At 58.0% G+C, this 26,939-nt stretch carries 28 protein-coding genes and 1 pseudogene; 12 read left to right on the top strand and 17 right to left on the bottom strand.

What is annotated here, in order from left to right:
• Window positions 1-16: 16 nt before the first annotated feature.
• From RGV33_RS31495 to RGV33_RS31470, 6 genes and pseudogenes are all read right to left on the bottom strand, one after another.
• Window positions 17-433 (bottom strand): hypothetical protein, encoded by a 417-nt coding sequence (locus tag RGV33_RS31495; RefSeq protein WP_046070067.1) that lies wholly within the window; start codon window positions 431-433, stop codon window positions 17-19.
• Window positions 423-2,462, bottom strand: coding sequence for a hypothetical protein (locus RGV33_RS31490; protein ID WP_198834239.1), 2,040 nt, complete (start codon window positions 2,460-2,462; stop codon window positions 423-425). Before RGV33_RS31490 ends, RGV33_RS31495 begins: the two co-directional genes overlap by 11 nt.
• Window positions 2,455-4,125, bottom strand: coding sequence for a hypothetical protein (locus RGV33_RS31485; RefSeq protein ID WP_257782567.1), 1,671 nt, complete (start codon window positions 4,123-4,125; stop codon window positions 2,455-2,457). The genes RGV33_RS31490 and RGV33_RS31485 overlap by 8 nt, the downstream gene beginning before the upstream one ends.
• Window positions 4,126-4,141: 16 nt before the next feature.
• On the bottom strand, window positions 4,142-5,419 hold the full coding sequence (locus RGV33_RS31480) for a site-specific integrase (RefSeq protein ID WP_026136911.1): 1,278 nt from the start codon (window positions 5,417-5,419) through the stop codon (window positions 4,142-4,144).
• Between the two features lie 183 nt (window positions 5,420-5,602).
• Window positions 5,603-5,839, bottom strand: a pseudogene (locus RGV33_RS31475) (magnesium chelatase domain-containing protein); the annotation flags it as partial.
• A 97-nt stretch (window positions 5,840-5,936) separates the two neighbouring features.
• A complete protein-coding gene (locus RGV33_RS31470) occupies window positions 5,937-6,845 on the bottom strand; it encodes a LysR family transcriptional regulator (RefSeq protein WP_322148379.1) in 909 nt (302 codons plus the stop codon).
• 234 nt (window positions 6,846-7,079) lie between these two features.
• Between RGV33_RS31470 and cfa the strand changes: the two genes are divergently transcribed.
• Window positions 7,080-8,192 (top strand): cyclopropane fatty acyl phospholipid synthase, encoded by a 1,113-nt coding sequence (gene cfa, locus RGV33_RS31465; RefSeq protein ID WP_322148378.1) that lies wholly within the window; start codon window positions 7,080-7,082, stop codon window positions 8,190-8,192.
• A 50-nt stretch (window positions 8,193-8,242) separates the two neighbouring features.
• Here cfa and RGV33_RS31460 read toward each other — a convergent pair whose 3' ends face one another.
• Complete coding sequence (locus RGV33_RS31460; protein ID WP_003208783.1) at window positions 8,243-8,503, bottom strand: accessory factor UbiK family protein; 261 nt, start codon at window positions 8,501-8,503, stop codon at window positions 8,243-8,245.
• A gap of 419 nt (window positions 8,504-8,922) precedes the next feature.
• Between RGV33_RS31460 and glnK the strand changes: the two genes are divergently transcribed.
• From glnK to sutA, 4 genes are all read left to right on the top strand, one after another.
• Window positions 8,923-9,261 (top strand): P-II family nitrogen regulator, encoded by a 339-nt coding sequence (gene glnK, locus RGV33_RS31455; RefSeq protein WP_002555808.1) that lies wholly within the window; start codon window positions 8,923-8,925, stop codon window positions 9,259-9,261.
• A gap of 35 nt (window positions 9,262-9,296) precedes the next feature.
• Complete coding sequence (locus tag RGV33_RS31450) at window positions 9,297-10,637, top strand: ammonium transporter (RefSeq protein ID WP_322148323.1); 1,341 nt, start codon at window positions 9,297-9,299, stop codon at window positions 10,635-10,637.
• Between the two features lie 209 nt (window positions 10,638-10,846).
• Window positions 10,847-11,272, top strand: a complete 426-nt coding sequence (locus RGV33_RS31445) for a secondary thiamine-phosphate synthase enzyme YjbQ (protein WP_003208787.1) — start codon at window positions 10,847-10,849, stop codon at window positions 11,270-11,272.
• Window positions 11,273-11,375: 103 nt separating this feature from the next.
• A complete protein-coding gene (gene sutA / locus RGV33_RS31440; RefSeq protein ID WP_322148322.1) occupies window positions 11,376-11,702 on the top strand; it encodes a transcriptional regulator SutA in 327 nt (108 codons plus the stop codon).
• 186 nt (window positions 11,703-11,888) lie between these two features.
• Here sutA and RGV33_RS31435 read toward each other — a convergent pair whose 3' ends face one another.
• From RGV33_RS31435 to lptM, 6 genes are read right to left on the bottom strand one after another with little or no spacing between them, the layout of a single operon-like run.
• Window positions 11,889-12,584 (bottom strand): HAD-IA family hydrolase, encoded by a 696-nt coding sequence (locus tag RGV33_RS31435; protein WP_322148321.1) that lies wholly within the window; start codon window positions 12,582-12,584, stop codon window positions 11,889-11,891.
• Window positions 12,581-13,480: a tyrosine recombinase XerC gene (gene xerC / locus RGV33_RS31430; protein ID WP_322148320.1), complete on the bottom strand. Its 900-nt coding sequence runs from the start codon at window positions 13,478-13,480 to the stop codon at window positions 12,581-12,583. The genes RGV33_RS31435 and xerC overlap by 4 nt, the downstream gene beginning before the upstream one ends.
• Before the next feature lie 2 nt (window positions 13,481-13,482).
• Window positions 13,483-14,199 (bottom strand): DUF484 family protein, encoded by a 717-nt coding sequence (locus tag RGV33_RS31425; protein WP_322148318.1) that lies wholly within the window; start codon window positions 14,197-14,199, stop codon window positions 13,483-13,485.
• A gap of 13 nt (window positions 14,200-14,212) precedes the next feature.
• Window positions 14,213-15,043 carry a diaminopimelate epimerase gene (gene dapF, locus RGV33_RS31420; RefSeq protein ID WP_322148317.1) on the bottom strand — a complete coding sequence of 277 codons (831 nt, stop codon included), beginning with the start codon at window positions 15,041-15,043 and terminating at the stop codon, window positions 14,213-14,215.
• Window positions 15,044-15,047: 4 nt separating this feature from the next.
• On the bottom strand, window positions 15,048-16,295 hold the full coding sequence (gene lysA, locus RGV33_RS31415) for a diaminopimelate decarboxylase (RefSeq protein ID WP_322148316.1): 1,248 nt from the start codon (window positions 16,293-16,295) through the stop codon (window positions 15,048-15,050).
• A gap of 9 nt (window positions 16,296-16,304) precedes the next feature.
• Window positions 16,305-16,466, bottom strand: a complete 162-nt coding sequence (gene lptM / locus RGV33_RS31410; protein ID WP_322148315.1) for an LPS translocon maturation chaperone LptM — start codon at window positions 16,464-16,466, stop codon at window positions 16,305-16,307.
• Window positions 16,467-16,705: 239 nt separating this feature from the next.
• On the opposite strand from lptM, the gene cyaY reads away from it, so the two are divergent.
• The 3 genes from cyaY to rnk all read left to right on the top strand — a co-directional run bounded on the left by cyaY (window position 16,706) and on the right by rnk (window position 17,812).
• The gene (cyaY, locus tag RGV33_RS31405) at window positions 16,706-17,038 is read left to right on the top strand and encodes an iron donor protein CyaY (RefSeq protein WP_322148314.1); all 333 of its coding nucleotides are present in this window, start codon (window positions 16,706-16,708) and stop codon (window positions 17,036-17,038) included.
• Window positions 17,039-17,040: 2 nt separating this feature from the next.
• Window positions 17,041-17,259, top strand: coding sequence for a DUF1289 domain-containing protein (locus RGV33_RS31400; RefSeq protein WP_322148313.1), 219 nt, complete (start codon window positions 17,041-17,043; stop codon window positions 17,257-17,259).
• A gap of 142 nt (window positions 17,260-17,401) precedes the next feature.
• Entirely contained in the window at window positions 17,402-17,812 is a 411-nt protein-coding gene (rnk, locus tag RGV33_RS31395; RefSeq protein ID WP_322148312.1) for a nucleoside diphosphate kinase regulator, read from the top strand.
• On the opposite strand, the gene RGV33_RS31390 is transcribed toward rnk, so the two are convergent.
• From RGV33_RS31390 to RGV33_RS31380, 3 genes are all read right to left on the bottom strand, one after another.
• Window positions 17,809-20,649 carry a class I adenylate cyclase gene (locus RGV33_RS31390; protein ID WP_322148311.1) on the bottom strand — a complete coding sequence of 947 codons (2,841 nt, stop codon included), beginning with the start codon at window positions 20,647-20,649 and terminating at the stop codon, window positions 17,809-17,811. The two genes, rnk and RGV33_RS31390, sit on opposite strands and share 4 nt — an antisense overlap.
• 168 nt (window positions 20,650-20,817) lie before the next feature.
• The gene (locus tag RGV33_RS31385) at window positions 20,818-21,066 is read right to left on the bottom strand and encodes a TIGR02647 family protein (RefSeq protein WP_322148310.1); all 249 of its coding nucleotides are present in this window, start codon (window positions 21,064-21,066) and stop codon (window positions 20,818-20,820) included.
• A 186-nt stretch (window positions 21,067-21,252) separates the two neighbouring features.
• The gene (locus RGV33_RS31380; RefSeq protein WP_322148309.1) at window positions 21,253-21,537 is read right to left on the bottom strand and encodes a hypothetical protein; all 285 of its coding nucleotides are present in this window, start codon (window positions 21,535-21,537) and stop codon (window positions 21,253-21,255) included.
• A gap of 125 nt (window positions 21,538-21,662) precedes the next feature.
• Here RGV33_RS31380 and RGV33_RS31375 point away from each other — a divergent pair, with 125 nt between their 5' ends.
• Window positions 21,663-22,322, top strand: coding sequence for a glutathione S-transferase (locus RGV33_RS31375; protein WP_322148308.1), 660 nt, complete (start codon window positions 21,663-21,665; stop codon window positions 22,320-22,322).
• A 110-nt stretch (window positions 22,323-22,432) separates the two neighbouring features.
• Here RGV33_RS31375 and argH read toward each other — a convergent pair whose 3' ends face one another.
• Entirely contained in the window at window positions 22,433-23,827 is a 1,395-nt protein-coding gene (gene argH, locus RGV33_RS31370) for an argininosuccinate lyase (RefSeq protein WP_322148307.1), read from the bottom strand.
• A 517-nt stretch (window positions 23,828-24,344) separates the two neighbouring features.
• Between argH and RGV33_RS31365 the strand changes: the two genes are divergently transcribed.
• From RGV33_RS31365 to RGV33_RS31355, 3 genes are all read left to right on the top strand, one after another.
• A complete protein-coding gene (locus tag RGV33_RS31365; RefSeq protein ID WP_322148306.1) occupies window positions 24,345-25,091 on the top strand; it encodes a LytTR family DNA-binding domain-containing protein in 747 nt (248 codons plus the stop codon).
• A gap of 138 nt (window positions 25,092-25,229) precedes the next feature.
• Window positions 25,230-26,171 (top strand): hydroxymethylbilane synthase, encoded by a 942-nt coding sequence (hemC, locus tag RGV33_RS31360; protein ID WP_322148304.1) that lies wholly within the window; start codon window positions 25,230-25,232, stop codon window positions 26,169-26,171.
• Window positions 26,168-26,935: a uroporphyrinogen-III synthase gene (locus tag RGV33_RS31355; RefSeq protein ID WP_322148303.1), complete on the top strand. Its 768-nt coding sequence runs from the start codon at window positions 26,168-26,170 to the stop codon at window positions 26,933-26,935. Before hemC ends, RGV33_RS31355 begins: the two co-directional genes overlap by 4 nt.
• The last annotated feature ends 4 nt before the right edge of the window (window positions 26,936-26,939 follow it).

Here is a 26,939-nt window from a genome sequence, read left to right as displayed (position 1 = left end):
AAATGTCCATGCTGCCCTAGGTATCTCTTCTCTCTCTCAGGACCGTGACGTTGGGAGCCTTTCGCTGAGCATGGAGGCGCTTGTTTTCTATGGTCAAGTCAAAGATTTTGGCGTCAGCCTCCACCAAGCGAGAGAGAGCTGAGTCGCGCTCCATCTTAAGCATTTCGATTTCATTACGTAGGTCCCTGTGCTCTGGCCGACGCGGCTTTGAGCGAGCGCGTTCGGAACTGACTTTTACCGGGCCATGCTGCTTTGCCCACTCTTGAATCTCAGAAATCAAAGCGGGATGTCGAGATTTCTTAAGTGCTGATGGGTCGCATCCAGCTTCTCTAGCCACATTGTTCTGTGAGACTAGCGAATTTTTAGAAATAGTGATTGGCATACCTGCTTTTAATCGATCAAAAGCTCTTCTGAAATTATCTTCAGCACTCATTTGTTGCTCCGTTAATCAAGTCACTGATATTGTCTAAAGCCAGAATTTGCATTCCCAAAGAAACTCTCAACGGTGAATCTGCAGGGGCCGATGTATATCGATTTAGGGTGAGGGACCTCATCCTCTCGACAGCCTTCTTTTTTCGTATATCAATAATTCCCTCCGAGCAGGGAGGTTGGCCGTCTCCACCCCCACATCGAATTACATTTTCAAAGCCCCCATAAGGACAATTACCCGTCTTGGTGCAATTACCAAATATTGTCGGCCTAAGTGAAATCAATCCATTCTTCAGTGCCTTTTGTATTTGGGGTTCCGTTTGCTCGGATATGTCTTTAAGTAAGTTGATTTTATGTGATTCGCCAAACGCGCTTATGAAGCTTGTGCTGATAAGCGATTTCATCTCCTTCGCCATGACTTCATATGTGGCTGAAATATATTCAGACCGAAGCGACTCGTTGAGATTGGCTTGTGAATAGCCGCGACCATAGTACAGTGACATCGCCCGAGATGAGTGCTTTAGCTGGTACTGTATTGATGCGTCTGACACTAGTGATGATGACATCATATTGACTACGCCTGTCCGGCGTAGCTGGTGCCATGCAAAGGGCCAAGGCTTGCCTACAGCAAATCTATTTTCAGGGAAATATGTACTTACCCGTAAGGAAAGCTCGACGTCTTCGCTGGTTATTGCAACTACATCCGAGTCGAACAGTCGAGGGAAGTCGTTGATGCACGAGGTATAGCTAGGGTACGTATGTCTGATAGTTAGATTCCCTGAGTACTGTTTGTTCGACCAAGGCTCTACAGCTGGTAACACTAACCATGGATCTTCAACTATACTGGCGGGAATGCTGTTTGGGGATAGGGAGCATAATGTATTCATTCGAAGCGTTGAAATTGCAGACAATACTTCTATAGCTAGCTCAACGGATGAGGATGTGATCCATCGGGCGTTGTCGTCCTGAAGGGTTTTAGATGTAGATCCGGTCAAAATATAAATTTTCCCGAACTCTTCATCTTCTTCGCATGATAAACACGATTGACGCAACATCCAAGCTTCATTGATGCGCATCATTGAGAAATTAATAATATAGGCGATGCCGACATGCCCTGCCAAAGTTAGATAGGATGTCAGGCACATGACCCCTCGTCCGCCGCCAGTTAGTTTTCCGATCCATTTGGTAAGTACATCTTGAACTCCGTACTCCGCAGCGTATTCGTGAAAGTGCTTCATGTGGAATGTTCTAGGCGTATCAGGTTTTATCCCTTCATAACTACGTATTGTTACTAGTTTTCCTTCTTTTGGGGTTTGATTTCCTAAATCTCCGTTGGTGTGTATATTTAAATAGAAATTATATAGGTTTTCAATTTGAGTCTTGTGCTTCATGAAATCGTCAAGATACTCTTTTAGCCGGGAGACTTGATATTTCCAGATCCTCGGTGGGATATAGGCCGTCTGCACTACACCAACGTCTGTTTTCGGCTTAACCGTTTTGGCGATGTCTCTAGGTGGCAAAATTTCCAGGCCCACGCTATCGCGCCACTCATATAGGACGTGAAGTGAGTATGCTGCAGGACCAGATACCAGACCTTTCTCTGAGATTTCTGATAAAACTCGCGGATAACGGGTCAGCTCAGTTACCTTTATGCCTGCCCGTGAGCAGGCAATGAACAAAGGTTTGAGTACCCTGACGCGAGCAAGCAGGGTGGTTGGGGATCTTACAGCTCTCGGTCCATATAACCACCATGCAGCAATCAGTCTAAGAATATCTGCATTTGATTTGGTTATTGACGCTGTGCCTTTGCGAAGCGGACCATCACCGAAGTTAATCTGCAAAGTGATCTGGGCCCAAGGGCTCAAGTTCCAAATGCTGTCGCCGTAACGACTTACCACTAGACCCTCAGAGTTTATAACGATGGCGTAATCTTGGACGGGCGGCCAAGTGGGAGGTCGAAAGTTCGCGGCGTATGGGCTGACCGACTCTATTTCAAGTTTTAAGCCGAAGTCCTTCGTGGCATGATTATTCATATTGACCCTCTAGCAGATTTATCAAGTCGCTCCATTCAGGGTGGTAATCGGCCTCAGCCACTTTTAATTTTGCTTCAGTTATGTTTACGCGGGCTAAGTCATCAGAATGCGACGCAGATAATAGGCGTGCGTCAATTGCTAAAATTACCTGCTCTGCTGGATGGTCCTTAAACGCTGAATTTCCTGCCCTGGATAACTCTACAGATTTGCAGTACCGGTAGCTCGCAAGCGACCAGAAATGATCTAGCGTATTAACGTCCCTATGGTGAACGCAGAACAGACAACCAGCTGGGCTGACGCAGTCTGGGCTCGGCGAGGTTGACTGAGCGGTCTTAGTCGCTAAGGGGCTTGCGGATACACAAAGCCCTGGAGCAGCAGCTTTCCTAGTAGGGTCGCTCGCTTCCATGAAACGGCTGACTTCAAACGCTGCTATCTGATGGTTCGGGCGGATGTAATTTTGAAGTAGTGTGCGGTCTTCGTGCTGGTTCATCTCTGCGGTTACAGAAGTATCTGCTAATTTGCGAAACAGCCAGTTAGCTCTCGTTTTCCGCAGGTCTCTGGGACCTACATACGTGACCCCGGCGAGTTGGCACCTTTTTCGAATCGACGCAAAGTGAGGTGAAGCGTCCGGTGCTCTTCTTCTCCCTGGCGTAGTCAGTGGAAATAATCTCTCGTCATTTAGTTCCTCTAAAATTGCGGAGCGCCACTTTAGATATGTCTCAAAATGAATTCTGTATTCGCTGTAGACCGTGAATTCGACTTCCCCTTGTCGTCTATTCTTGTAGATGCGGCGAACCTTGTATCCTTCTTCGTAGCTCTGATATGTGAATCTTCCCACTGTTAATTGATTTGCTTGCGCTAAGTTCATGCCGGTTTGGGCAATGAATATTAAGAGCTCAGCCTCGATTCTCAAATTAAACAGAGGGTGCCTAGTTCTCCAAGAATGTTCCTCTGTCCACAACTGCCTCATACGGCTGTTAGGCTTACGGCCGGTTTTACTTAGTTTAAGTCGATCGGGCGGTAATAGTTTGGACCACTCAATAAGGGTATGCCCAGCACGGGTTTCTATCTGAACAGGTAGAGGGCCGTAGATTTTATCTTTTGTGAGCGCTGTTGTGATATCTACAAGGAAATGTCCAAGTGAGACGGCCGTAGCAATCTGATTTTTATCAGAGTTATTATTGTATTGATCCCCTTTCCTTGATTTCTGGAGTCGAGTTTTTGAAATGATTTTGGAGTTTCGCTCAAATAAGCCATCTATTAAAGATGATATCGAGACCGCCATGTCAAAAGCTGTAATTGATTTGATGCTCCGTTCGATTCTGCTACGATGTAGAAGAGAGTCTGTCCAGGCTATAAAACTAGTTTCAAGGTTTGCAAGACTGACTTCCACGCCATGTAATTCTCCCCATGTATACAGGCGCCTTAGGTTTAGTATTCCCTTTTTGACTGTGCTTTTTGAGTGGCCGGACTCAATTTTGGCATCCAGCAAATCATAAAATTCTTTTACCAAAGGAATACGATTTGATAGTTTTGGTCCGAACGCTCCTGCCTCTATTGAAGCATTGACCTCATCGGCTCTTGCGGATGACGCGCCAAAATACAGCAAAGGCTCAAGGTCCCAGACTGTCTCCTCTTTTCCATACTTAACGTTACGAAACATGAACTCTCGAGTCGGGTTAGCCATTTTTGCACTTGTCTCCGAGCCCTAAGAATTTCCGAGTGAATTCGTTGGCGCTTGCTGCCTTCGCGGCTGATTGTTCTACGAATTTTATGTACTGCAATGATGTGGCTTCGTTTTTGTGCAACAGCGCTTCTTTGATGATCGCGATAGCGTTGACGGCTCCTGATATCGGTAACAAAATTCTAGCTAGCTGAGTTGCAAACGTGCATCGGGTTTGGTGGAAGTAAAAGCCTTCAAAAACTACTAAGCCTGCGCTTGCAGCTTTTTTTCTTAAGCTATGCATTTCTACGTTAATGGCACTACTTCTTTCTTTCTTCGATTTGGTATATTTGTTTCCAAATCGCGTCAAAAAAACTACTTCTTTGTTTTTATCATCTGCTACCTGCACCCGTGCTTGCCGCCGTGGGCTGATGACATAACTCCTGATGAGGTTTAGATGTTCTTTAACAATCCAAACGTGCCCTGTTACCCCAAATTTAGTCGCTACTGAGGGGGATGCGCCGGGTCCAACAGCGATCTTATAAAGGCCTGATTGATCCGGGTCTATAAAAGCGCGTTCTAGCGAGCTCACTTTTAAATCACAAAGCGTTCCCAGTCTCATCCCCGTGTAAAAGCCCAGCGTGAGCAATAAGTATAGTTCCCAACTGGCGTGCTCAGCCGCATACTCAAGAATTATGTCTCTGTCGTCAGCCGATACCGGTAGCAGTCCGTCTTCCAATCTCAGCGCATTAGCTTTGCGGTTTTTTATGGATAGCTCACTTGATTGAACGATAATGGTCCGTTCGAGCCCCACTGAATTCGGCACTCGTATAGAAATCGTTTGATCTGTCCAAAGAGGCCATTCAGATAACAGAAGTTCTGATGCTAACAGCCATCGGTAGAAATTGATTACATCTCGCATTCTTTGGGATGCAGTTGATGGGGCTAATTGACCTTCATCCCGCATGGCTATCAGGTAACCTCGGTATCTGAACAGACATCGGTCAGCTTTGCGCTGAGGGAACTCCCACCACGTTGTTTGCGTAGCTTCCAGCCAGTTTGCATAGCTCAGCATCGAACTCATGTTAGAGCGGACAGTATCGAGGGATAGGCCATTTTCCGTCGAACGCTGCAGCGCCCAAAGATTAACTTCTCGCCAAGCCTCACCATTAGTCCAAATGATTTGGGGAAGGCCCTCAATCGGTAAGCGTCCTGCTGCGACATACCAGTCAACGCGTTCTTCGGTGACGGAACATCGATATTGCGTGTGTATGAGATTTCTGAGTCTTGCCATACCCATTCCTAGCGAAAGGTTATCCTATCCGCTTGCAGGTACAGGTGTGTTCGTACCTACAAAGTCGGTGCAGGTAGCCCAACATAACGAATCAGCGAAATTTTCCCAGTGACTCCTGAGATTTTCTGTCCATAGGCTCAAGCACCTATCTTGTGGCGTGTCCTTGGCTGCACCTAACCCGTACCCGCCGTCCTTGGGCAGGTCGGCGGGCGCGAGGTTGAGGGTGATGCGGCGGGACGGGTATTGCAGCGCAGAGTTGAGAATGGCGCTGCGCACGCGGTCTTTGCTTTCCTTGACGGCGGTTTCCGGCAGGCCCACCAGCGTCAGCGACGGCAAGCCGTTGGCCATGTGCACCTCGACGGTGACGGCGGGCGCTTCGACGCCTATCTGGGCGCGACTGTGGACGATGGCGAGGGACATGCTCGATCCTTGAAATGAGTGGCCGCTTCCTGCGGTTTTTCAAGGGTAGTTGAGCGTTGGCCGAGCGCGGCAGCGAGGTTTTACAGAACGTATCGTGCTACTGGTCACATGGCGCCACGCACAAAAACTCCTTCGCCAACGTCAACCACGCCTGCGCCGCAAACGACAGCTTGCACTGCCTGCGCCACGCCAGCATCAGCCGCCAGTTCAGGGCCGGCGATTGTATTTGCGCAATGCTGAATTGGCTGGCGTCCAGGGTGTCGCAAAACGTCCGGGGCAGCAGGGTGATGCCCACACCCAGCCGCACCAGGGAGGCGATAAAGTCCCACTGGCTGCTGCGGCCGCTGATGCGCGGCACAAAACCGGCTTGGGCGCACGCATCGAGTACAAATTGGTTAAGGGTGAAGGTGTCATCGTAAAAGATGAATTCGCAGGCTTGCAGCTCGCTCAGTTCTACTGAGCTACGTCCTTGCCAGGGCGAGTCATGGGGCGCGAGCAGGCACAGCGGCGATTCAAACAAAGGCATGGATTCGAATTCGGACCAGATGTCCGCCACCCGCGGCGAGTCCAGGATGGTGCCGAACTCCAGCGTGCCCTGGCGCAGGTCCTGGATGGTGGTGTTGCCACCGATTTCGAAAAGCTTCAGTTCGATCTTTGGGTAGCGGGCGTGATACGCCGCAAAAATCGGCGCTAATGCAAGATGAGTCGAGGGCGAAAGCCCCATGCGCAAAGCGCCGCGCTCTACCTGCTGGAGGTCTTGCAGCTCCACGGTCATTTCATCGTGCAGCGCGATCATTTCCTTGGCGCGCTTGAGCACAATCTGCCCGGCGTCCGTCAGGATGAAGCGTTTTCCCATGCGGTCGAGCAGCTTCAGGCCAAGGCTCGACTCCAGCTGCTGCACCATTTTGCTTACCGTTGGCTGGGTGAGGTGCAGTCTCACGGCGGCTTTGGTGAAGCTCTGCTGGTCCACGACTTCCACGAAATAACGCAGTGCCCTGATGTCCATCTTGCATTCCAATTTCGCATGGTTTTCATAAGATTAATTCATTATATCTTTAAAAATTGGCTGGATAAGATTTGTTACATCTGTTCCCAGCCAGCGTTCCCCGTGAGGCCAACAGGGCTTTGCCAGACGCTTCCATGGCCAGATTTCTCGCAGTGTATGAATCAAAGGCAACGCTATTTCTGGAGAGCAATTGTGCTTAACAAAACGCGTCATTCTTTTTCCGGTTCTGATGAGATGTCTCAGGGGGCGCGCTTCGTAAGGGAGTTGCTGGCGCAGGCGCAGATTGAGGTCAATGGGTCGTCGGCGGCGGATATGCAGCTGCACCACAGTGACACGTTCGACCTGGCACTGGCCAAAGGCAACCTTGGCCTTGGCGAGAACTACATGGACGACGGCTGGGACGTCGAGGCGCTGGATGAGTTTTTCTACCGGCTCATGCGTTCCGGGGTGATTGACCAGGCCAACCCGGCCACCTTGTTGTTTCATGCATTCAGCTCCCGATGGCTGAACCTGCAAAACAAAAAGCGCGCCTGGCAAGTCGGCGAGGCGCATTACGACCTCGGCAACGACTTTTACGCGAGCATGCTCGACTCGCGTATGACTTACACCTGTGGCTACTGGAAGGACGCCACCACCCTGGAACAGGCGCAGTTCGCCAAACTGGACCTGATCTGCAGAAAACTGGGCCTCAAGCCGGGCATGCGCGTGCTGGATATCGGCTGTGGCTGGGGGAGTTTCATGAGCCATGCCGCCGAGCATTACGGTGTGGAGTGTGTCGGCGTGACGATCTCCAAAGAGCAGGCAGAGTGGGGCCGCGCCAAGTACGCCCATCTGCCGATCGAGTTTCGTCTGCAGGACTATCGGGATATCGACGAGCAATTCGACCACATTGCCAGCGTCGGCATGTTTGAGCATGTGGGCCGCAAGAACCATCGGACGTATATGGAGGTGGCCAACCGCTGCCTGAAAGACGATGGGCTGTTCCTGTTGCACACCATCGGCAAGAACCAGCGCAACAGCACGCCCGACCCATGGATCGACAAATACATCTTCCCCAACGGGGATTTGCCCTCGATCGGGCAGATTGGCGACGCTGTGGACGGTTTATTTGTTGTCGAGGATCTGCACAACTTTGGCGCTGATTACGACAAGACGCTGATGGCCTGGTGCGAGAACTTCGAACGGGCTTGGCCGGATTTTGCAGAAACCTTCGGCCGGCGCTTCTACCGGATGTGGCGCTATTACCTGCTGTCGTGTGCCGGTGCGTTTCGCGCGCGGGATATCCAGTTGTGGCAGTGGGTATTGTCGAAGAAGGGGGTTGTCGGCGGGTATCAGCGGGTAAGTTGATGGTTACAACGGCTTAATGGGGCAGGCGAAACCTGCCCCGGTTGGCCGGTTTATTCGGCGGCCGGCGTCAATCGCGCTTCCAGCTCCGCCACCTTGGCCTCAAGGCTCTCCAACCGCGCCCGAGTGCGCGCCAACACCACCATCTGGCTATCAAACTCTTCCCGGCTGACCAGGTCCAGCTTGCTGAAACCGCTTTGCAGCAATGCCTTGAACTGGCTTTCAATTTCGTTGCGCGGCAGCGGCGTGTCGCTGCTGAACAGGCGGGAGGCGTGGCCGCTCAGGGCGTCGAGGAGGTCTTTGGGCGCGAGCATGGGAAATAGTCCGGAAAATCTGTTGGCCGCCAGTGTATCACGCAGCGTCTATAGTCTTTTCCAGGGGCTGCGGCGCACGCTTTTCGCGCATCGGGCCGGGCGGTCACGCACCGTTTTCGTGCGTATCTTCACCGCCGTGGCGCCCGGCAGGTGGGTGCAAGCGAACAAAGGACTGATTTCAGTGATTTTTACGGAGCTGGCAAGCTTTCTGCTTAGACGATCATGACCCATGCACTGATGCAGTCGCTGTGACGATGCAGTGCGCCGACGGAGCGGGGTAGGTTTCGTCACCAGTGGTTAGCGAGCGTTGCAATGGCAAATGCCAAGGCGACGAAGCGTTACAAAGCCAGGCACTGCGCTTAGACTTGAGACGGGTTTGTTTTCCTGGGGCAAGTCCACCAATTCGGGAGAGAGTTTTCATGAAGCTAGTCACTGCCATCATCAAGCCGTTCAAGTTGGACGATGTACGCGAGTCACTGTCCGAGATCGGCGTGCAGGGCATTACCGTTACTGAGGTCAAAGGCTTCGGTCGGCAGAAGGGTCACACCGAGCTGTATCGCGGCGCGGAATACGTGGTCGATTTCCTGCCAAAGGTGAAGATTGATGTCGCCATTGACGACAAGGATCTTGACCGGGTTATCGAGGCGATAACCAAGGCTGCCAACACCGGCAAAATCGGTGACGGCAAGATCTTCGTGGTCAATCTGGAACAGGCTATTCGCATCCGTACCGGCGAAACCGATACCGACGCAATCTAAGCCGCCAAACCCCCAACGCCCCAGGAGAAAACAATATGACTCTGCGTAAATTCGCAGGGCTAGGAGCCCTGTTGTCCCTCGTAATGCCGGCCCTGGCCATGGCGGCGGACCCAGTACCTGCTCCAGTCCTCAATTCCGGCGACACCGCGTGGATGCTCACGTCCACCGCGCTGGTACTGTTTATGACCATTCCAGGCCTCGCGCTGTTCTACGGCGGCATGGTTCGCTCCAAAAACATTCTTTCCGTGATGATGCAGTGCTTCGCCATCACCGGTCTGATCTCCATTCTGTGGTTCGTCTACGGCTATAGCCTGGCGTTCGACACAACCGGTATGGAAGCAGGCGTCGTCAACCTCAACTCGTTTGTGGGCGGCCTGTCCAAATTGTTCCTCTCGGGTGTGACCCCGGCCAGCATCACCGGCCCGGCGGCGTTGTTCCCTGAGTCGGTGTTCGTGACCTTCCAGATGACCTTCGCGATCATCACCCCGGCGCTGATCGTCGGTGCGTTCGCCGAGCGTATGAAGTTCTCCGCGATGCTGATCTTCATGGGCGTCTGGTTCACCCTGGTCTACGCACCGATTGCCCACATGGTGTGGGGCGGTCCGGGTTCGTTGCTGGGCGACTGGGGCGTGCTGGACTTCGCAGGCGGCACCGTGGTGCACATCAACGCCGGTGTTGCCGGCCTGGTAGCGTGCCTGGTACTGGGCAAGCGTAAAGGCTTCCCAACCACCCCAATGGCACCGCACAACCTGGGTTACACCCTGGTGGGCGCGGCCATGCTGTGGGTAGGCTGGTTCGGCTTCAACGCCGGCTCCGCGGCTGCGGCCAACGGCACCGCCGGCATGGCGATGCTGGTGACCCAGATCGCTACCGCTGCTGCGGCGCTGGGCTGGATGTTCGCCGAGTGGGTCACCCACGGTAAGCCAAGTGCCCTGGGCATCGCCTCGGGTGTTGTCGCTGGCCTGGTGGCAATCACGCCAGCCGCTGGCACTGTGGGCCCGATGGGCGCCCTGGTGATCGGTCTGGCTGCCGGTGTGGTGTGCTTCTTCTGCGCCACTACCCTGAAACGCAAGCTGGGCTACGACGACTCCCTGGACGCCTTTGGCGTGCACGGTATCGGCGGTATCCTCGGCGCGATCCTGACCGGCGTATTCGCGGCACCAGCGATGGGCGGCTTCAACGCCACCACCACTGACATCGCGGCACAAGTCTGGATCCAGTGCAAAGGCGTCGGCTTCACCGTCATCTACACGGCTATCGTGACCTTCATCATCCTCAAGGTGCTGGACGTGGTGATGGGCCTGCGGGTGACCGAAGAAGAAGAGGCTGTGGGCCTCGACCTGGCGCAACACAACGAACGCGGCTACAACTTGTAAGTACGCGAAAAAAAGATGCCCGGCTTGCCGGGCATTTTTTTGCCTGGGGTTTGTCTGTGGCTAAAGGTGTATGGGTTTTTTCACGACTTTGTGATGGGATCCGCACTGCACTTTTCGGTGTGCGAATGTCTTACAGGCATGTAGGCGTATTCGGCACTTTGTTTTTTCCCAGAGCGCGCTAGAATGCGCGCCGATGTGCGGAGAACTGTATGTGGCAACAGACCCTGATAACCCTGCGGGCCAAGCCCCGGGGCTTTCATCTGGTGACGGACGAGTTGCTCGCCGGCCTGCCTGAATTGAAGGCCTGTCGGGTGGGACTGTTGCATTTGTGGCTGCAGCACACCTCGGCCTCGTTGACGGTCAACGAGAATGCCGACCCGGCGGTTCGCCGTGACTTCGAGCGTTTCTTCAATGCGCTGGTGCCGCAAGGTACGGCGGGATATGAACACAACGACGAAGGTCCGGATGATCTGCCGGCGCACTTCAAGGCCAGTCTCCTGGGCTGCCAGCTGAGTTTGCCGGTAAGGGCCGGCCGCTTGGCGATGGGGACCTGGCAAGGTGTTTATCTGGGCGAGCACCGTGATCATGGCGGTGCTCGTAAAGTCCTCGCCACCTTGCACGGTGATGGGGCATAAGCCACTGGTTATCCTGTGGATGTTGATTTTTTTCCGGCGGCCGTCGACAGGTGGCGAAGCTGGGCTATAACTAATCTGCTTTTCGCAAGTCATGAGGTAGAACATGAGCGACGATGATCTGGAAAACGACGACCTCGAAGTAGGCGACGACGACGAAACCGAGGAAGGTCTTGAGGCGGCTGCCGAAGACGTGGCTGACGACGACGGTGGCGAAGATGCACCGGCCCCGGCAGCCAAGGGCAAGGCCAAGGCTGCGGTGTCGGTTGACGAACTGCCGAGCGTAGAAGCCAAGAACAAAGAGCGCGATGCGCTGGCCCGTGCGATGGAAGAATTCCTCGCTAAAGGCGGCAAAGTGCAGGAAGTCGAGGCTAACGTGGTGGCAGATCCACCGAAGAAGCCGGATAACAAGTACGGCAGCCGGCCTATCTAAGGCCTGTTGTCTGCTTGCTGAAAAAGCCCGCCGTCGCTGCGGGCTTTTTCATGGGCGCTACAAAACGGAATTGCGCCCGTTCTCGTAGCAGCTGTCGAGCCTTGGCGAGGATGCGTCGGCGGCCTGCCTGACACACCGCAAACGCAGCCTCGCCAAGGCTCGGCAGCTGCTACGGTAAGTTCGGGGTCACTTCCAGCGGGTCAGGATTGCTGGAAACTCGGTCAGGCTGCGAATCTCGGCATCCGGCAATTTCTCGGCTTCCCACACCTTGCCCGCCGGGTTGAACCACACCGCGCGCAGTCCCGCCTGTTGCGCCCCGGCGATGTCGTCCCCGGGATGGTCCCCGACGTGCACCGCTGCGCCCGGCTCAACGCCACCGCGCTGCAAGGCCTCTTGGAACAACCGCGCATCCGGCTTGGCGATACCAATGTCTTCGGCCCGCAATGCAAAGTGAAAGTAATCCGCCAGGCCCACACGCTGTACGTCGGCATTACCGTTGGTGATTACCCCCAGCAAATAGTGCTGGCGCAGCGCCTGGAGCATCGGCTCGGCCTCGGGAAATACCGTGAGCTGGTGGCGAGCATGGATAAATGCTTCAAAGCACACGTCCGCCATCTGCGCCGCTTCTGGCAGTGGGTACCCAGCCTCTTCGAAGGCGTACTGCAGCACCTTGTGACGCAACACGCTGATGCGATATTTGAGCTCCGGGTGGCGTTGCAGCACCTGCTGGCGAAGGCTGGCGAACTTCTCCAGAGGCAAGTCACCGACCTTGGTGGCATGGGTGGCCAGCCACTCGCGCATCGACGCCTCGGCGCTGACGATGACCGGCACGTTATCCCAGAGCGTATCGTCCAGGTCGAAGGTGATCAGCTTGATGCTCATGAGTCACTGCCCTTAATGCGTTTGGCCCGTGGATGGGCGCTGTCGTACACCGTCGCCAGGTGCTGGAAGTCCAGGTGGGTGTAGATCTGGGTGGTCTTGATATCGGAGTGGCCCAGCAGTTCCTGCACCGCGCGCAGGTCCTGGGACGACTCCAGCAAATGGCTGGCAAAGGAGTGCCGGAGCATGTGCGGGTGCAGGTTTTGCCCCAGCTCGCGCTCACCCGCCGCCTTGACCCGCACTTGAATGGCCCGCGGCCCGAGGCGACGGCCTTGCTGGCTGATAAACACCGCGTCGTCCGCCGGGTTGGCCAGCGCACGCAGTGGCAACCACAGCAGCAAGGCTTCGCGGGCCTTTTTGCCCACTGGTAATACGCGGGTCTTGCTGCCTTTGCCGAGCACTTGCACCAGGCCATCGGCGAGGTCCAGTTGCTCAAGATTAAGCCCGGTCAGCTCTGACAGGCGCAGGCCCGAGGAATAGAACAGTTCGAGGATCGCCTGGTCGCGGTGGGCCAGGAAGTCATCTTCCACGGCGCCATCGAGCAATTGCAGGGCACGATCCGCGTCGAGAGTCTTGGGCAGGCGTCGTTCGCCCTTGGGCGGCGCCAGGCCGTTGGCCGGGTCGTGGTCGCACAGGCCTTCGCGGTTCAGGTAGTGATAGAGGCCGCGCACCGCCGACAGCAGGCGCGCCAGGCTGCGGGAAGATTGGCCTTGCTGGTGCAGACGGGCGATCAGGCTGCGCAAGCCCTGGATATCCAGAGCCTTCCAACTACCGATGTGGTGTTTTTCGCAAAACGCCAGGACCTTGTTCAAGTCCCGCCGGTAGGCTTCCAGGGTATGCGGCGACACCTGGCGCTCGCTGCGCAGGTGAGCGCAGTAGGCGTCCAGTTGTCGTTCCATGGCTAGCGCACCGCGCGCAATGCAGTGGTGAAGCGTGGCAGCACGCGGCCCAGCACTTCGGCGATGTAGCTCAGGAACAGCGTGCCCACCGAGCTTTTGTAGTGCTGCGGATCACGGCTGGCGATGGCCAGCACGCCATGCAGCCCTTGATGACTCAGGGCGACCACGGCCGTGGAGCCGATCTGCTGGCGCTGCTCGGCGCCAAACAGGAAGTCCAGCTCATGCTCACGCAAGGTGCCGCTGATGGTCTTGCCTTCGCAGAGCAGGCCGCCGATGGCGGTCTGGGCATCGCTGCCGCTGACCCAGCGACCCACCGGCATCGGGTTGTCGCTGAACAGGATCAGGCTGACAAAAGGCACCTGGAAGTCCTGGCGCAGGCTGTCTTCGACGGCAATCACTGCCTCTTCCAGGCTGGCGGCGTCCATCAGGGTCAGCACCAGGCGGCGGGTCTTGTCGAACAGGCGGTCGTTGTCGCGGGCCACGTCCATCAGCTGCGAGAGCCGATGGCGCATCTCGATATTGCGCTCGCGCAGGATCTTCATCTGCCGTTCCACCAGCGACACGGTATCGCCACGCTGGTGGGGAATACGCAGGGCCGGCAGCAGTTCCTCGTGTTCGACGAAGAAGTCCGGATTAGCCTCCAGATACGCCGCAACAGCTGCGGCCTCCAGACTTTCGCTTGGGGATGCTTTCGCGGGTACTTGAGGCTTATCAGTCATTGGATTGGCTCACTCATAGACGGACCTGTCCTTCGTAGACGCGGGTGGCCGGGCCGGTCATTTTCACCGGTTGGCCAGGGCCTGTCCATTCGATGGACAGACGTCCGCCGGGCAGGTCGATCAGCAGCGGCGAATCCATCCACCCCTGGCTGATCGCGGCTACGGCAGCGGCGCATGCACCGGTACCGCAGGCCTGGGTTTCGCCGGCACCGCGTTCCCAGACGCGCAACTGCGCACGAGAACGGTCGATGACCTGCAGGAAACCCACATTAACCCGCGCCGGAAAGCGCGGGTGGTTTTCGATCTTCGGTCCCAGTTCGTGAACCGGTGCGCTGTTGATGTCATCCACCCGCAGCACGGCATGGGGGTTGCCCATCGACACAGCGGCCAGGTTGACGGTCTTGCCGTCCACGTCAACGGCGTAACTCAGCGCTTGCTCGGCGGCCTGGAACGGAATGTCCGCCGGCACCAGCCGTGGAGCGCCCATGTTGACGCCGATCTGGCCGTCGCTGCGAATATCCAGCTCAATGATGCCGCTCTTGGTCTCGACGCGAATCTGCCGCTTGGCGGTCAGGCGCTTGTCCAGCACAAAGCGGGCGAAACAGCGGGCACCATTGCCGCACTGTTCCACTTCGGAGCCGTCGGAGTTGAAGATCCGGTAACGGAAATCCACTTCCGGGTTGCTCGGTGCTTCCACCAGCAGCAACTGGTCGAAGCCGACACCGGTGTGGCGGTCGCCCCACAGTTTTGCGTGCTTGGGCAGGATGTGCGCGTGCTGGCTGACCAGGTCCAGGACCATGAAGTCATTGCCCAGCCCGTGCATCTTGGTAAAACGCAGCAACATGACCTTACTCCGGCAGCAGGCTTTCGCCAGCAAACAACTCGGCTACCGTCTCGCGGCGACGCACTTCAAACGCTTGATCACCGTCCACCAGCACCTCGGCGGTACGCCCGCGGGTGTTGTAGTTGGAGCTCATGACAAACCCATAGGCGCCGGCCGAATGCACGGCCAGCAGGTCGCCTTCTTCCAGGGCCAGCTGACGTTCCTTGGCCAGGAAGTCGCCGGTCTCACAGATCGGGCCGACCACGTCGTAGCTGCGGCCTTCTCCCGCGCGAGGCTTGACGGCCGTCACGTCCATCCAGGCCTGGTACAGCGCAGGGCGGATCAGGTCGTTCATCGCCGCGTCGACGATGGCGAAATCCTTGTGCTCGGTGTGCTTGAGGTACTCGACCTGGGTCAGCAGCACGCCGGCGTTGGCGACGATATAGCGGCCCGGCTCGAACATCAGCGTCAGGTCGCGGCCTTCGGTGCGCTCACGCACAGCCTTGATGTAGTCGCTGACCAGCGGCGGCTCTTCATCGCGATAACGCACGCCCACGCCGCCACCGAGGTCGATGTGGTGCAGGTAGATGCCGCACTCGCCGAGGCGGTCGATCAGCGCCAGCAGGCGGTCGAGTGCATCCAGGAACGGTGGCAGGCTGGTCAGTTGCGAGCCGATATGGCAGTCGACGCCCAATACTTCCAGGTTCGGCAACTGGGCGGCGCGGATGTACACGTCTTCGGCGTCGGCGATGGCGATGCCGAACTTGTTCTCTTTGAGACCGGTGGAAATGTACGGATGAGTGCCGGCGTCGACGTCCGGGTTGACCCGCAGGGAGATCGGCGCACGAACGCCCATCTCGGCGGCCACCACTTGCAGGCGCTCCAGCTCGTCGGTGGACTCGACGTTGAAGCAATGCACGCCCACTTCCAGGGCGCGGCGCATGTCTTCGCGGCTCTTGCCGACACCGGAGAACACAATTTTGTCAGCCGTGCCGCCGGCGGCCAGCACACGCTCAAGCTCGCCACGGGACACAATGTCGAAACCGGCGCCAAGGCGCGCCAGGACATTCAGTACGCCCAGGTTGGAGTTGGCTTTTACGGCGAAGCACACCAGGCTTGGCGTGCCTTCCAGCGCGTCGGCGAAGGAGCGGTATTGGGCTTCGATGTGAGCACGGGAGTACACGTAGGTCGGGGTGCCAAAGCGCTCGGCAATGGCGGACAGCGCGACACCTTCCGCGAACAGCTCGCCGTCACGGTAGTTAAAAGCGTCCATGATGTTCCCTTAGTAGGAGTCGTGCTTATGCGCTTTGGTTTGCGACGATTGCGCCTGTTCATTCGGGTCTTTGCTGTCATCGGGCAGATACAGCGGGCCTTTTTGACCACAGGCACTAACGAGGCAAGCGACCGCGACGAGCGCAGCAAGGGAAGAGATCAGGCGCTTCATGGCGAAATCCTTGAATATGCATTAATTGCGCCCGAGTATACCGACCACCCGCCAGATTGCCTATGCGCCGAAATACCCGTCCGGCGGGGCTTTGCCGAGTTTGTCGCGATTGTACTTACATCAACCGAGGAGAATTCACACGGCTGCGGGTAATGAAATCGGTATCCTTTGCAATCATGATGGTGCGTCCGTATTGTGCGGCGCTTGAGCGAGACCAGACACTTTTCGAGGTTCCCACAATGAGTTTGACCGAAGCCCGTTTTCACGACCTGGTGGATGCGACCCAGCAAGCGCTGGAGGATATTTTCGACGACAGCGGTCTGGATGTGGACCTGGAGAACTCGGCCGGTGTGCTGACCGTCAAGTTCGAAAATGGCACCCAACTGATTTTCAGCCGCCAGGAACCTCTGCGTCAGCTCTGGCTGGCGGCGCGCTCCGGTGGTTTTCACTTTGACTACGATGAAGAAGAAAATCGCTGGACCCACGACACTACCGATGAGCTGTTGAGCGAAATGCTTGCACGCCTCACCCAGGAACAAGCCGGCGTCGAGCTGGACTTCGACGAGATCTGATCGTGACGCAGCCCGCACCCGCACGCCCGCCCAAGCCGCTGTTCAGCAATGTCAGCCCGGCGGTGCCGTCACCTTGTATCAGCTTATGTCGGCTGGATGAGCACAAAGTCTGCCTCGGTTGCTTCCGGCACGTGGAAGACATCCGCGAATGGCGCTCTGCCGATGATGCGCGCCGGCGCGTGATTGTCGACCAGGCCGAGCAGCGCAAAGCCGACGCCTGACCCTCAAGTCAGGCCGTCTTGTTTATTTATTGTGCTGTGGTAGTGTCCGGGTACACCTCAACTCATCGAGGTCCGTGAGAACCCCGCCTTTTCCTGGCGGGGTTTTGCTTTTTTGTGCAGAAAAAAGGAGTCTGCCTGAATCATGACCGCACCTTCCATCATCCTCACCCGTCTTGACGTGCAGCGTCTTGAGCAACTGATCGACCGTGTAGGCGAGTCGTCGCCGGGCGTTGAGGCCCTGCAACACGAACTCGACCGCGCCGAAGAAGTGGTTGGCCACGATGAAGTGCCTGCAACGGTCGTGACCATGAACTCCAGCGTGCATTGCCGTGAACAAGGCAGTGGCAAGGACTATCACCTGACCCTGGTCTACCCCAAGGATGCGAACGCCGACGAGGGCAAAATCTCGATCCTGGCGCCGGTGGGCAGTGCGTTGCTGGGCCTGCAAGTCGGCCAGCACATCGATTGGCCAGCACCGGGTGGCAAGACCCTCAAGCTTGAACTGCTGGGCGTCAAAGACCAGCCGAAAGACGGTGGCGCCTTTCCCCTCTAAACCTGGCCCAGCGCCTCGTTGAGCGCCAGTTCCAGATCAGCCTTGTAGCGCAGGTACAGATTGCTCGGGCTTTGAACATCACCGAGCAGGCCAGACAGGTCCAGATCGGTGATGTAGCAGCGGTAACGTTCGGCCTCCCGGCGTTGCCCGACGATTTCATGGGCGACCACCGCAAACAGTTGGTCGCCAAATTCCAGCTCGGAAAACTCCCGTTGATTGCAGTACAAGGTGATGCCCACCTGGCCCGGTGCGGCCTTGCCGATAATCGCCTGCACGTCGTAGAACGGCTTGTTGGCCGGGGTTTGCGGCGCCGGGCGTGGTTCGGCCCGGCGCGCGCGGCCACTGCCCGACGGCAACAGCTGGTAATACAGGATTTGCACCGCGCCAAGCGGCTGCTGCGGGTCCAGCGGCAGCAGCGCGTCGCGGCGATAAATGATCGACTGCAAGAAGCGCTGCAATGGCACCAACAGGCTTTGCTCGTCGTGAAACGGCAAGCGCTGCTGCCACAGCGCGTTGAATTCATCCAGCACGTACAGCTCGGCAATCCCCTCGTTGATCCGGTAGAACACTTGCACGCAGTCGGGCAGGCCCATGGGCAGCAACAGCGCCAGGTCGTGGTCTTCCAGGGCCATGGTGTCCAGGTGCAACGGGCTGTAGCTGGCCAGTTCTTCGCTGAGGTAGGTGATCAGCGCGTCCTGGGTTGCCAGTGACACGTGGTTGGCCTGGCCGGGCGTCAGTTCCATCACGTGATAGTGCTGTTGCACCTGCACCAGGTAGCGGTGGTTTTCCTGGCCCAGCAGCAGGTTTTGCGCGGTGTCGAAGATCTCTTCCACGCGCTGGGCAATGAATTGCGCGCGGTTGTGGCAGAAGCAACGCACGCGCAACCGCGGCAAGTGATTGGCCGGCAATTGATTGAGGTAGTCGCGCAGGCAGTCGAGCAACGCGTGGAGGCCGTCGTAGCGGCTGACCATCACCTCGTTCCAGCTGTTGACGGTGACCTGGTCCAGGGTCAGCACCAGGTTTTCCCGCACGCCCGCGTAACTCAGGGAGTCGGTGCGCTCGGTGGTCATCAGGATGTTCAGGTCGCGGTGGTGCTTGAGCGGGTCGACGCCGACGTTGATCAGCAACAGCACTTCCTCGGGCACCGCCGAGCGCAGCAGGCGTTCCTCATCCACGCTGGCCAAGGGCAGGACGACGGTCTGTTGCAGGCTGCCCAGCAGGTTGAACAGCTCGAATTCGGTCATGTCACTGGTGCCAGGATGCAAAGCCAGGCGGGTGCTGCTGTCGATCACGCCGTTGCGGTGACACCAGGTGAGCATTTCCAGCAGGTCGCGGCTGCGCTTGATCGGCGCAAAGTGCTCCCATTCCAGGGCAGTCAGGCTGCCGTTGTAGAGGCCCCAATGGTGCTGGCCCGGCTCTTTGCGGTTGGGCGACTGCACCAGGGTCAGGGTGTCTTCGGCCAAGTCCGGGGCGATGCCGGGGTTGATGAACTCGACCTTGCCGGCCTTACGCTCGAACGCGGCATACAGGCGGCGGCCAAGCACATTGAGGTCGCGTTTGTTGATCAGGCTGACGGTCTGTTCGGTACGCGCAAACTGGGTCAGGAAGCGATAGCTGTAGTTAAGCTCGTTGACCAGTGCGCGGCGCTCGGAGGCCACTTGCCGGACCTTCCATTGGCTGCGGCTATCCAGCAAGGCCAGTTGGCGCTGATCCCAACCCCACTCATTGGCCAGGCGCTCCAGCAGCAAACGTTGCCAGCCGGATGAGCGCTGGCCGGCACTGAGCTTGCGGTTGACCTTCAGGTACAGGCTGCGCCGGACTAGTTCCAGGCGCTCGGGCTCGTTGCGGGTTTTGAGGTATTCCTCGATGCGGCGGTAGACCACGATGTACGGGTCGAGCTCGTCCAGGTCCATCTGGTTGGCAAACACCGCGCGCTTGAAGCGCAGGCTCAGGCACTGCACCTTCGGGTGCTCGCTGGCGTACACCTCGGTCAGCAGGAGTTTGAGTACCGATTTGTAGGGCGATTCGATGCCCTTGAACAGCTGCCACAGGCCGGCGCCGATAAATTCGCCCGGCGGAATGTGCGCCAGGTGGCCCAGGTCGAGGGTCTCGTCGGCGCGGATAAAGCGCTTGGAGATCAGCGCATGGGTGAATTCGGCGTAGCGCGTTTCTTCGTACACCGGCACCAGCCACCAGATCGGTGTGCGCCCGGCCAGCCAGATCGCGGTGCGATAGAACTCGTCCAGTAGCAGGTAATGCTGGCTGGTCCCGCAGTCTTCGGAGCTCAGTTGCGTGTCGCGCTCGCCCTGGATAAACCGCGTCGGCTCGATCAGGAAGAAGTGCGCCTCGGCGCCCATGCTCAGGGCCCAGGTTTCCAGCAGCTGGCATTTCTTGCGCAACTCGGCCAGTTCGTTCTCGCTGAGGTCGGCAGCGTGGCAGACCCACACGTCCATATCGCTTTGATCGGCCTGGGCCAGCGTGCCCAGGCTGCCCATCAGGTACAGCCCGTGAATCGGTCGCGGCGGGTTGCCGTGACGGGGCTTGTAGGAAAACGTGCGGGTCAGGCGCTGGGCCTCGGCCAAGGCTTGGGCGTCGGGCTCAAAGTTCGACAGGCCGGCCGGCGTGCTGCCCGACACATAGCCCGGCAGCAGCGGGTGATTGACGTGGAAAAACAGCGGCAGCAGCGTCAGTACGCTTTGCTGGCGTGGCGTCAGCCCTTCAATGGCTCGGGCCATGCGCCCGTCGTTCAGTGCCAGAAACCGCGCGCGCAGCTGGGCCAGCACCTTGCGGTCGATGCCTTCGTCCAGGTCGGGGCGGATTTCGTGGGTGCGGGTCATGTCGAACTCGGTGGCTCGCAGGGCCCGACGTGGGCGGCCGTGTGGGAGTTTACAGCCAGTAGCGTAGGAGGTTTAGAGGGATTTTGTTTTTGGCGTCAGAATTTTATCGCGGGCACAGGAATGCCCGCGGAATCCATGAAAAGAGGACTCCGTGGGCGATACGAGGTGTCAGGCGGCTTCTTTGCTGGTTGTCAGAATAGTCAGCAGGCTTTGTGCGTGTTCAGCAGCATCCCGGCCAAGGCTGGTGAGGTAACCACCGTCTGGCTGGTCGATCAGGTCTTTATCAAACAGGCGCCGGACAGCGGCAATGGCAGTGGGAGCGGCAGTCTGATGAACTTTCAGACCTTCCTGGGAGCTGCCCAGGTTGAAGAGTGCAAGGATTTCCAGTTCGGCAACCAACTCAGGGGTATACGACATAAGGACTCCAGACTTTCTAGGAATTTTTAGACGTTAGCAGCCATAAGGTGAACGCACTTTGGCGAGCTGTCCAGTGTGTAGGAGCGAGCTTGCCCGCGAAGGGCGTTAACGATAACGCTGGCATCCTGAATACGCGCGGTGTAATGGCGTTTTTCGCGAGCAAGCTCGCTCCTACAAAGGCCGGTGCTATTGCTTCTCTGGCGGCAGGTCAGGCAGGGCGCGCAAGGCAGTTTCATACCATTCGGTATTGAAGGCGCGGTCTTCTTCGAGCAGGGCGTCGATTTCGATGGCGAGTACGTGGGCCATCATTTGCAGGATATCTTCGCGCTCGTAGCCCACCAGGGTCAGCTTGTTGAACGTGGCTTTGGCGGCGGGCGGGTTGTCGCTTTCGAGCTGGTTTTCGATCGCTTCAATCAGGGTGGTCTCGGCGAACTCTTCTTCGTCGTTGTCGATATCGGTTGGCTCGCTCATGGCAGGCTCCTGGAGGAAAGGGCGCCAGTCTACCCCCATTCACTCGGGTGATGCTGCTGGTCAGGCGCGGCATCCCGATCTATAACCACTGCTGCCAACCCCGTACACGGCCTGGAGGCTTTGTGATGCTCAAGCTTTATGGATTTTCGGTCAGCAACTACTACAACATGGTCAAACTGGCGCTGCTGGAGAAAGGGCTGCCCTTCGAAGAGGTGCCTTTCTATGCGGGCCAGACCCCTGAGGCGCTGGCAGTAAGTCCGCGAGGCAAGGTGCCGGTGCTGGGCGTCGAGCAAGGCTTCATCAACGAAACCAGCGTGATCCTCGAATACATCGAACAGACCCAGGGCGGGCGGTCGCTGTTGCCAAGCGATGCGTTTCAGCGGGCCCAGGTGCTGGCGTTGTGCAGGGAAATCGAGCTGTATATCGAACTGCCGGCCCGCGCGTGTTTTGCCGAGGCGTTTTTTGGCATGCCGGTGCCGGAGGCGATCAAGGAGAAGTCCAGGGCTGAGTTGTTGCTGGGGATTGGCTCGTTGGGGCGGCACGGGAAGTTCGCGCCGTATGTGGCGGGGGACAGCTTCACGATTGCGGATTTGTATTTTGTGTACAGCGTGGACCTGGCGTGTGCAGTGGCCGGGAAGCTGTTCGGGCTGGATCTGTTGGCTGAGATGCCGAAGGCCAAGGATTTGCTGGCGCGCTTGCAGGCGCTGCCGAATGCCCAGCGGGTAGCGGCGGACAAGGAGGCGGCGATGCCGGCGTTTATGGCGATGGTTGCGGCGAAGAAGTAGATAGCTGGCGTCTGTGAGGGCGCCATCGCGGGCAAGCCCGGCTCCCACAGGTGACCGAGTTGTTCTGAAGAACTCGATCTACTGTGGGAGCTGGCTTGCCTGCGACGCTTTTAGCGGCTTGCGAGCAACGCCTGGCCGCGAACCACGGCAGCCTTCACCTGCGCCGGTGCAGTCCCGCCGATATGGTCACGGGCATTCACCGACCCTTCGAGGGTCAGTACCGCAAACACGTCCTGTTCGATCTGGTCGCTGAATTTGCGCAGTTCTTCCAGGCTCATTTCTGCCAGGTCTTTGCCACTCTCCACACCATATTTCACGGCATGCCCAACGATTTCGTGGCAGTCGCGGAACGGCAGGCCACGGCGAACGAGGTAGTCCGCCAGGTCGGTGGCGGTGGAGAAGCCGCGCAGGGCCGCTTCACGCATGATGGCGTGCTTGGGCTTGATCGCCGGGATCATGTCGGCAAAGGCCCGCAGCGAGTCGCGCAAGGTGTCGGCGGCGTCGAACAGCGGTTCCTTGTCTTCCTGGTTGTCCTTGTTGTAGGCCAGCGGCTGGCCCTTCATCAGGGTCAACAGGCCCATCAGCGCGCCGAAGACACGGCCGCTTTTGCCGCGCACCAGTTCCGGCACGTCGGGGTTTTTCTTTTGCGGCATGATCGAGCTGCCGGTGCAGAAGCGGTCTGGCAGGTCGATGAACTGGAATTGCGCACTGGTCCACAGCACCAGCTCTTCGGAGAAGCGCGACAAGTGCATCATCGCAATGCTGGCCGCGGCGCAGAATTCGATGGCGAAATCACGGTCCGACACGCCGTCCAGCGAGTTGCCGCCCACGGCGTCGAAGCCCAGCAGTTGCGCGGTGTATTCGCGGTCGATCGGGTAGGTGGTGCCGGCCAGTGCGGCGCTGCCCAGAGGCATGCGGTTGGCGCGCTTGCGGCAGTCGACCAGGCGCTCGTAGTCGCGACTGAGCATTTCGAACCAGGCCAACAGGTGGTGACCAAACGTCACAGGCTGTGCGGTTTGCAGGTGGGTGAAGCCGGGCATGATAGTGCCGGACTCACGCTCTGCCTGCTCCAGCAGGCCTTTTTGCAGGCGGGTGATCTCTGCCAGGATCAGGTCGATCTCGTCCCGCAGCCACAGGCGTATATCGGTGGCCACCTGATCGTTACGGCTGCGCCCGGTGTGCAGTTTCTTGCCGGTCACGCCGATGCGGTCGGTGAGGCGAGCCTCGATGTTCATGTGCACGTCTTCCAGGTCGACGCGCCAGTCAAAAGTGCCGGCTTCGATCTCGCCACGGATGGTGGTGAGGCCGTCGATGATGCTGTCGCGTTCGGCGTCGGTCAGCACACCGACCTTGGCCAGCATCGTGGCATGGGCGATCGAGCCCATGATGTCGTGGCGGTAGAGGCGCTGGTCGAAAGTGACGGAGGCGGTGAAGCGCGCGACGAAGGCGTCGACGGGTTCACTGAAGCGGCCGCCCCAGGACTGGTTGGTCTTGTCGGTGCTCATGGATTCGCTCGTGATCTGCTGGAAAGAGGGCATGAAAGTGTGGCGCCGATAATAACAGGGTTGCCCCCGGAGGCGACGATGCCTGGGCGCGGCATTTTTATTTGTTTCCAAGATGGCTAAGTGCCTTGCCGCCGACCTCGCGCAGGACGAGACTGGAGGCGGAACTGAATGTGATGTTTATTGAAACGATATTTGACGATTGAGCAATATCGTCGCTGCGAGCGTCTACAGTTGCACTGATAGGGAAGGTGCAGTGCACCAATGCCAGACGATGAGGTCGAACGCCTGGCTATCCATTTAGAAAGGGGGTGTTCGTATTGTGTATCAGCAAACCCTACGACGATGCCCGAAGGCAGCAGACTTTGGGCGCGATTGAACAGGTCCGGGTAAATATTGGTGCCACTCTCGGGGCACTTTTTGCCGCTCGCGCTAGTCTTAGCGTGGATCGCCGTGACGGAAGTCACCGCACCTGTCTACGCTATCCTTGTGCGAGACTCACGCAGGAATCCAGCGCAATATGAATGTCCTGATCGTTGATGACGAACCCCAAGCCCGCGAGCGACTGAGCCGTTTGGTCAGTGAACTCGAGGGTTACAACGTCCTTGAGCCGAGCGCCACCAGTGGCGAGGAAGCCTTGGCCCTTATTGACAGCCTCAAGCCGGACGTCGTGTTACTCGATATCCGCATGCCGGGCCTTGATGGCTTGCAGGTGGCCGCCCGCCTGAGCGAGCGAGAGTCGCCGCCTTCGGTGGTGCTGTGCGCCTCTCAGGACGAGTTCTCTTCCGAGGCCCTGGATGCCAGCGGTGCCAGTTTCCTGGTCAAGCCGATCAATGCCGATGCATTGCTTCGTGCCTTGAAAAAGGCCGAGCGTCCCAATCGCGTCCAACTGGCTGCCTTGACCCAGCCCGCAGCCCAGGGCGGCAGCGGGCCGCGCAGCCATATCAGCGCCCGCACCCGCAAGGGCATCGAACTGATTCCCCTGGACCAGGTGGTGTATTTCATTGCCGATCACAAGTACGTGACCTTGCGTCACGAGGCCGGTGAGGTGCTGCTCGATGAGCCGCTCAAGGCGTTGGAAGACGAATTTGGCGACCGCTTTGTGCGTATCCACCGCAATGCACTGGTGGCACGCGAGCGCATCGAGCGCCTGCAGCGCACGCCGCTTGGGCACTTTCAGTTGTTCCTGAAGGGCCTCAACGGCGACGCCTTGATTGTCAGCCGGCGCCACGTCGCTGGTGTGCGCAAGATGATGCAGCAGCTTTAGCCCGAGGGCTGACGCGCGCTTCACCGCCCATATCCCGGTGCGACGCGGCCAGGGAGGCCCCGCACTTGCTGATTCAAATCAAAGCGCATTTGCCTGAGCTGTTATTATCTGCCGTATCTATTCAGTACGGATTGATCCATGTCCTCTCGCGAAATCCGCATCGCCACCCGTAAAAGCGCCCTGGCCTTATGGCAGGCCGAGTACGTCAAAGCACGTCTTGAACAGGCCCATCCCGGCCTCACGGTGTCCCTGGTGCCCATGGTCAGTCGCGGCGACAAGCTGCTTGATTCGCCACTGTCGAAAATCGGCGGCAAGGGCCTGTTCGTCAAGGAACTGGAAACCGCGCTGCTGGAGCACGAAGCCGACATCGCCGTGCATTCGATGAAAGACGTGCCCATGGACTTCCCTGAAGGCCTGGGCCTGTTTTGCATCTGCGAGCGCGAAGACCCGCGCGACGCCTTCGTGTCCAATACCTACGCGTCACTGGATGAACTGCCGCTGGGCAGCGTCGTCGGTACCTCCAGCCTGCGTCGCCAGTCGCAGTTGCTGACCCGCCGCCCAGACCTGCAAATCCGCTTCTTGCGAGGCAACGTCAACACCCGCCTGGCCAAGCTGGACGCCGGTGAGTATGACGCGATTATTCTCGCGGCAGCCGGCCTGATCCGCCTGGGTTTTGAAGACCGCATTACCTCGGCCATCAGCGTCGAAGACAGCTTGCCGGCGGGCGGGCAGGGCGCTGTGGGCATCGAATGCCGCACCGCCGACAGCGAAATTCACGCACTGCTCAAACCCCTGGATCACCACGAAACCGAAATTCGCGTCACCGCCGAACGCGCCCTGAACAAGCACCTCAACGGTGGCTGCCAGGTGCCAATCGCCTGCTATGCCGTGCTTGAAGGCGAGAACCTCTGGCTGCGTGGGCTGGTGGGCGACCCGAGTGGTGGTTTGCTGCTCACCGCCGAGATTCGCGGGCCGCAAAGCGAGGCCAACAGCCTGGGTATCCAGGTTGCCGAGGCGCTGCTGGAAAAAGGCGCCGGAGCCATTCTGCAAGCGGTGTACGGCGAGGCCGGCCCGCAGTGACGCAATGGCGTGTGCTGCTGACGCGGCCTGCCAAGGAGTCGGCAGCCCTGGCGGCGACGTTATCCGAAGAAGGGTTTTTCGGCAGCAGCCTGCCGCTGCTGGAGATCGAAGCGCTGCCCGTCACGCCGGAACAGCAAGCAGCTTTTCGCGAGCTCGATCGCTATTGCGCAGTGATTGTGGTGAGCAAACCAGCGGCGCGCCTGGGCTTGCAGTTATTGGCTCAACACTGGCCACAACCACCAGACTTGCCCTGGTTCAGTGTGGGCGCCGCTACGGCGCAGGTATTGGCCGACTACGGCCTCGGCGTCAGTTATCCCCAGGACGGCGACGACAGTGAAGCCTTGCTACAGCTGGCGACCTTGCGCAAGGCTATCGCGCGGCCTGGTGCACGGGTGCTGATCCTGCGGGGCGAGGGCGGGCGCGAGCTGCTGACTGAGCGTTTACGCGAGCAAGGTGCTAGTGTCGACTATCTGGAGTTGTATCGCCGTTTCCTGCCGGACTACGACGGTGCAACCCTGACCCAACGCATAAACGTGGAACGCTTGAACGGCGTGGTGGTCAGCAGTGGGCAGGGTTTTTTACACCTGCAAGCCCTGGCCGGCATAGATTGGCCCCAGGTGGCACAGCTGCCGTTGTTCGTGCCCAGCCCGCGAGTCGCCGAGATGGCGCGTGCTGCTGGCGCGCAAAAAGTTGTGGATTGTCGTGGCGCGAGTGCCGCGGCTTTGTTAGTGGCGTTACGGAGCTTTTCCGTTCCCACTCTCTAATACG

The organism is Pseudomonas sp. Bout1 (assembly GCF_034314165.1).
Classification (GTDB): domain Bacteria; phylum Pseudomonadota; class Gammaproteobacteria; order Pseudomonadales; family Pseudomonadaceae; genus Aquipseudomonas.
This window is presented reverse-complemented; position numbering and strand designations above follow the sequence as displayed.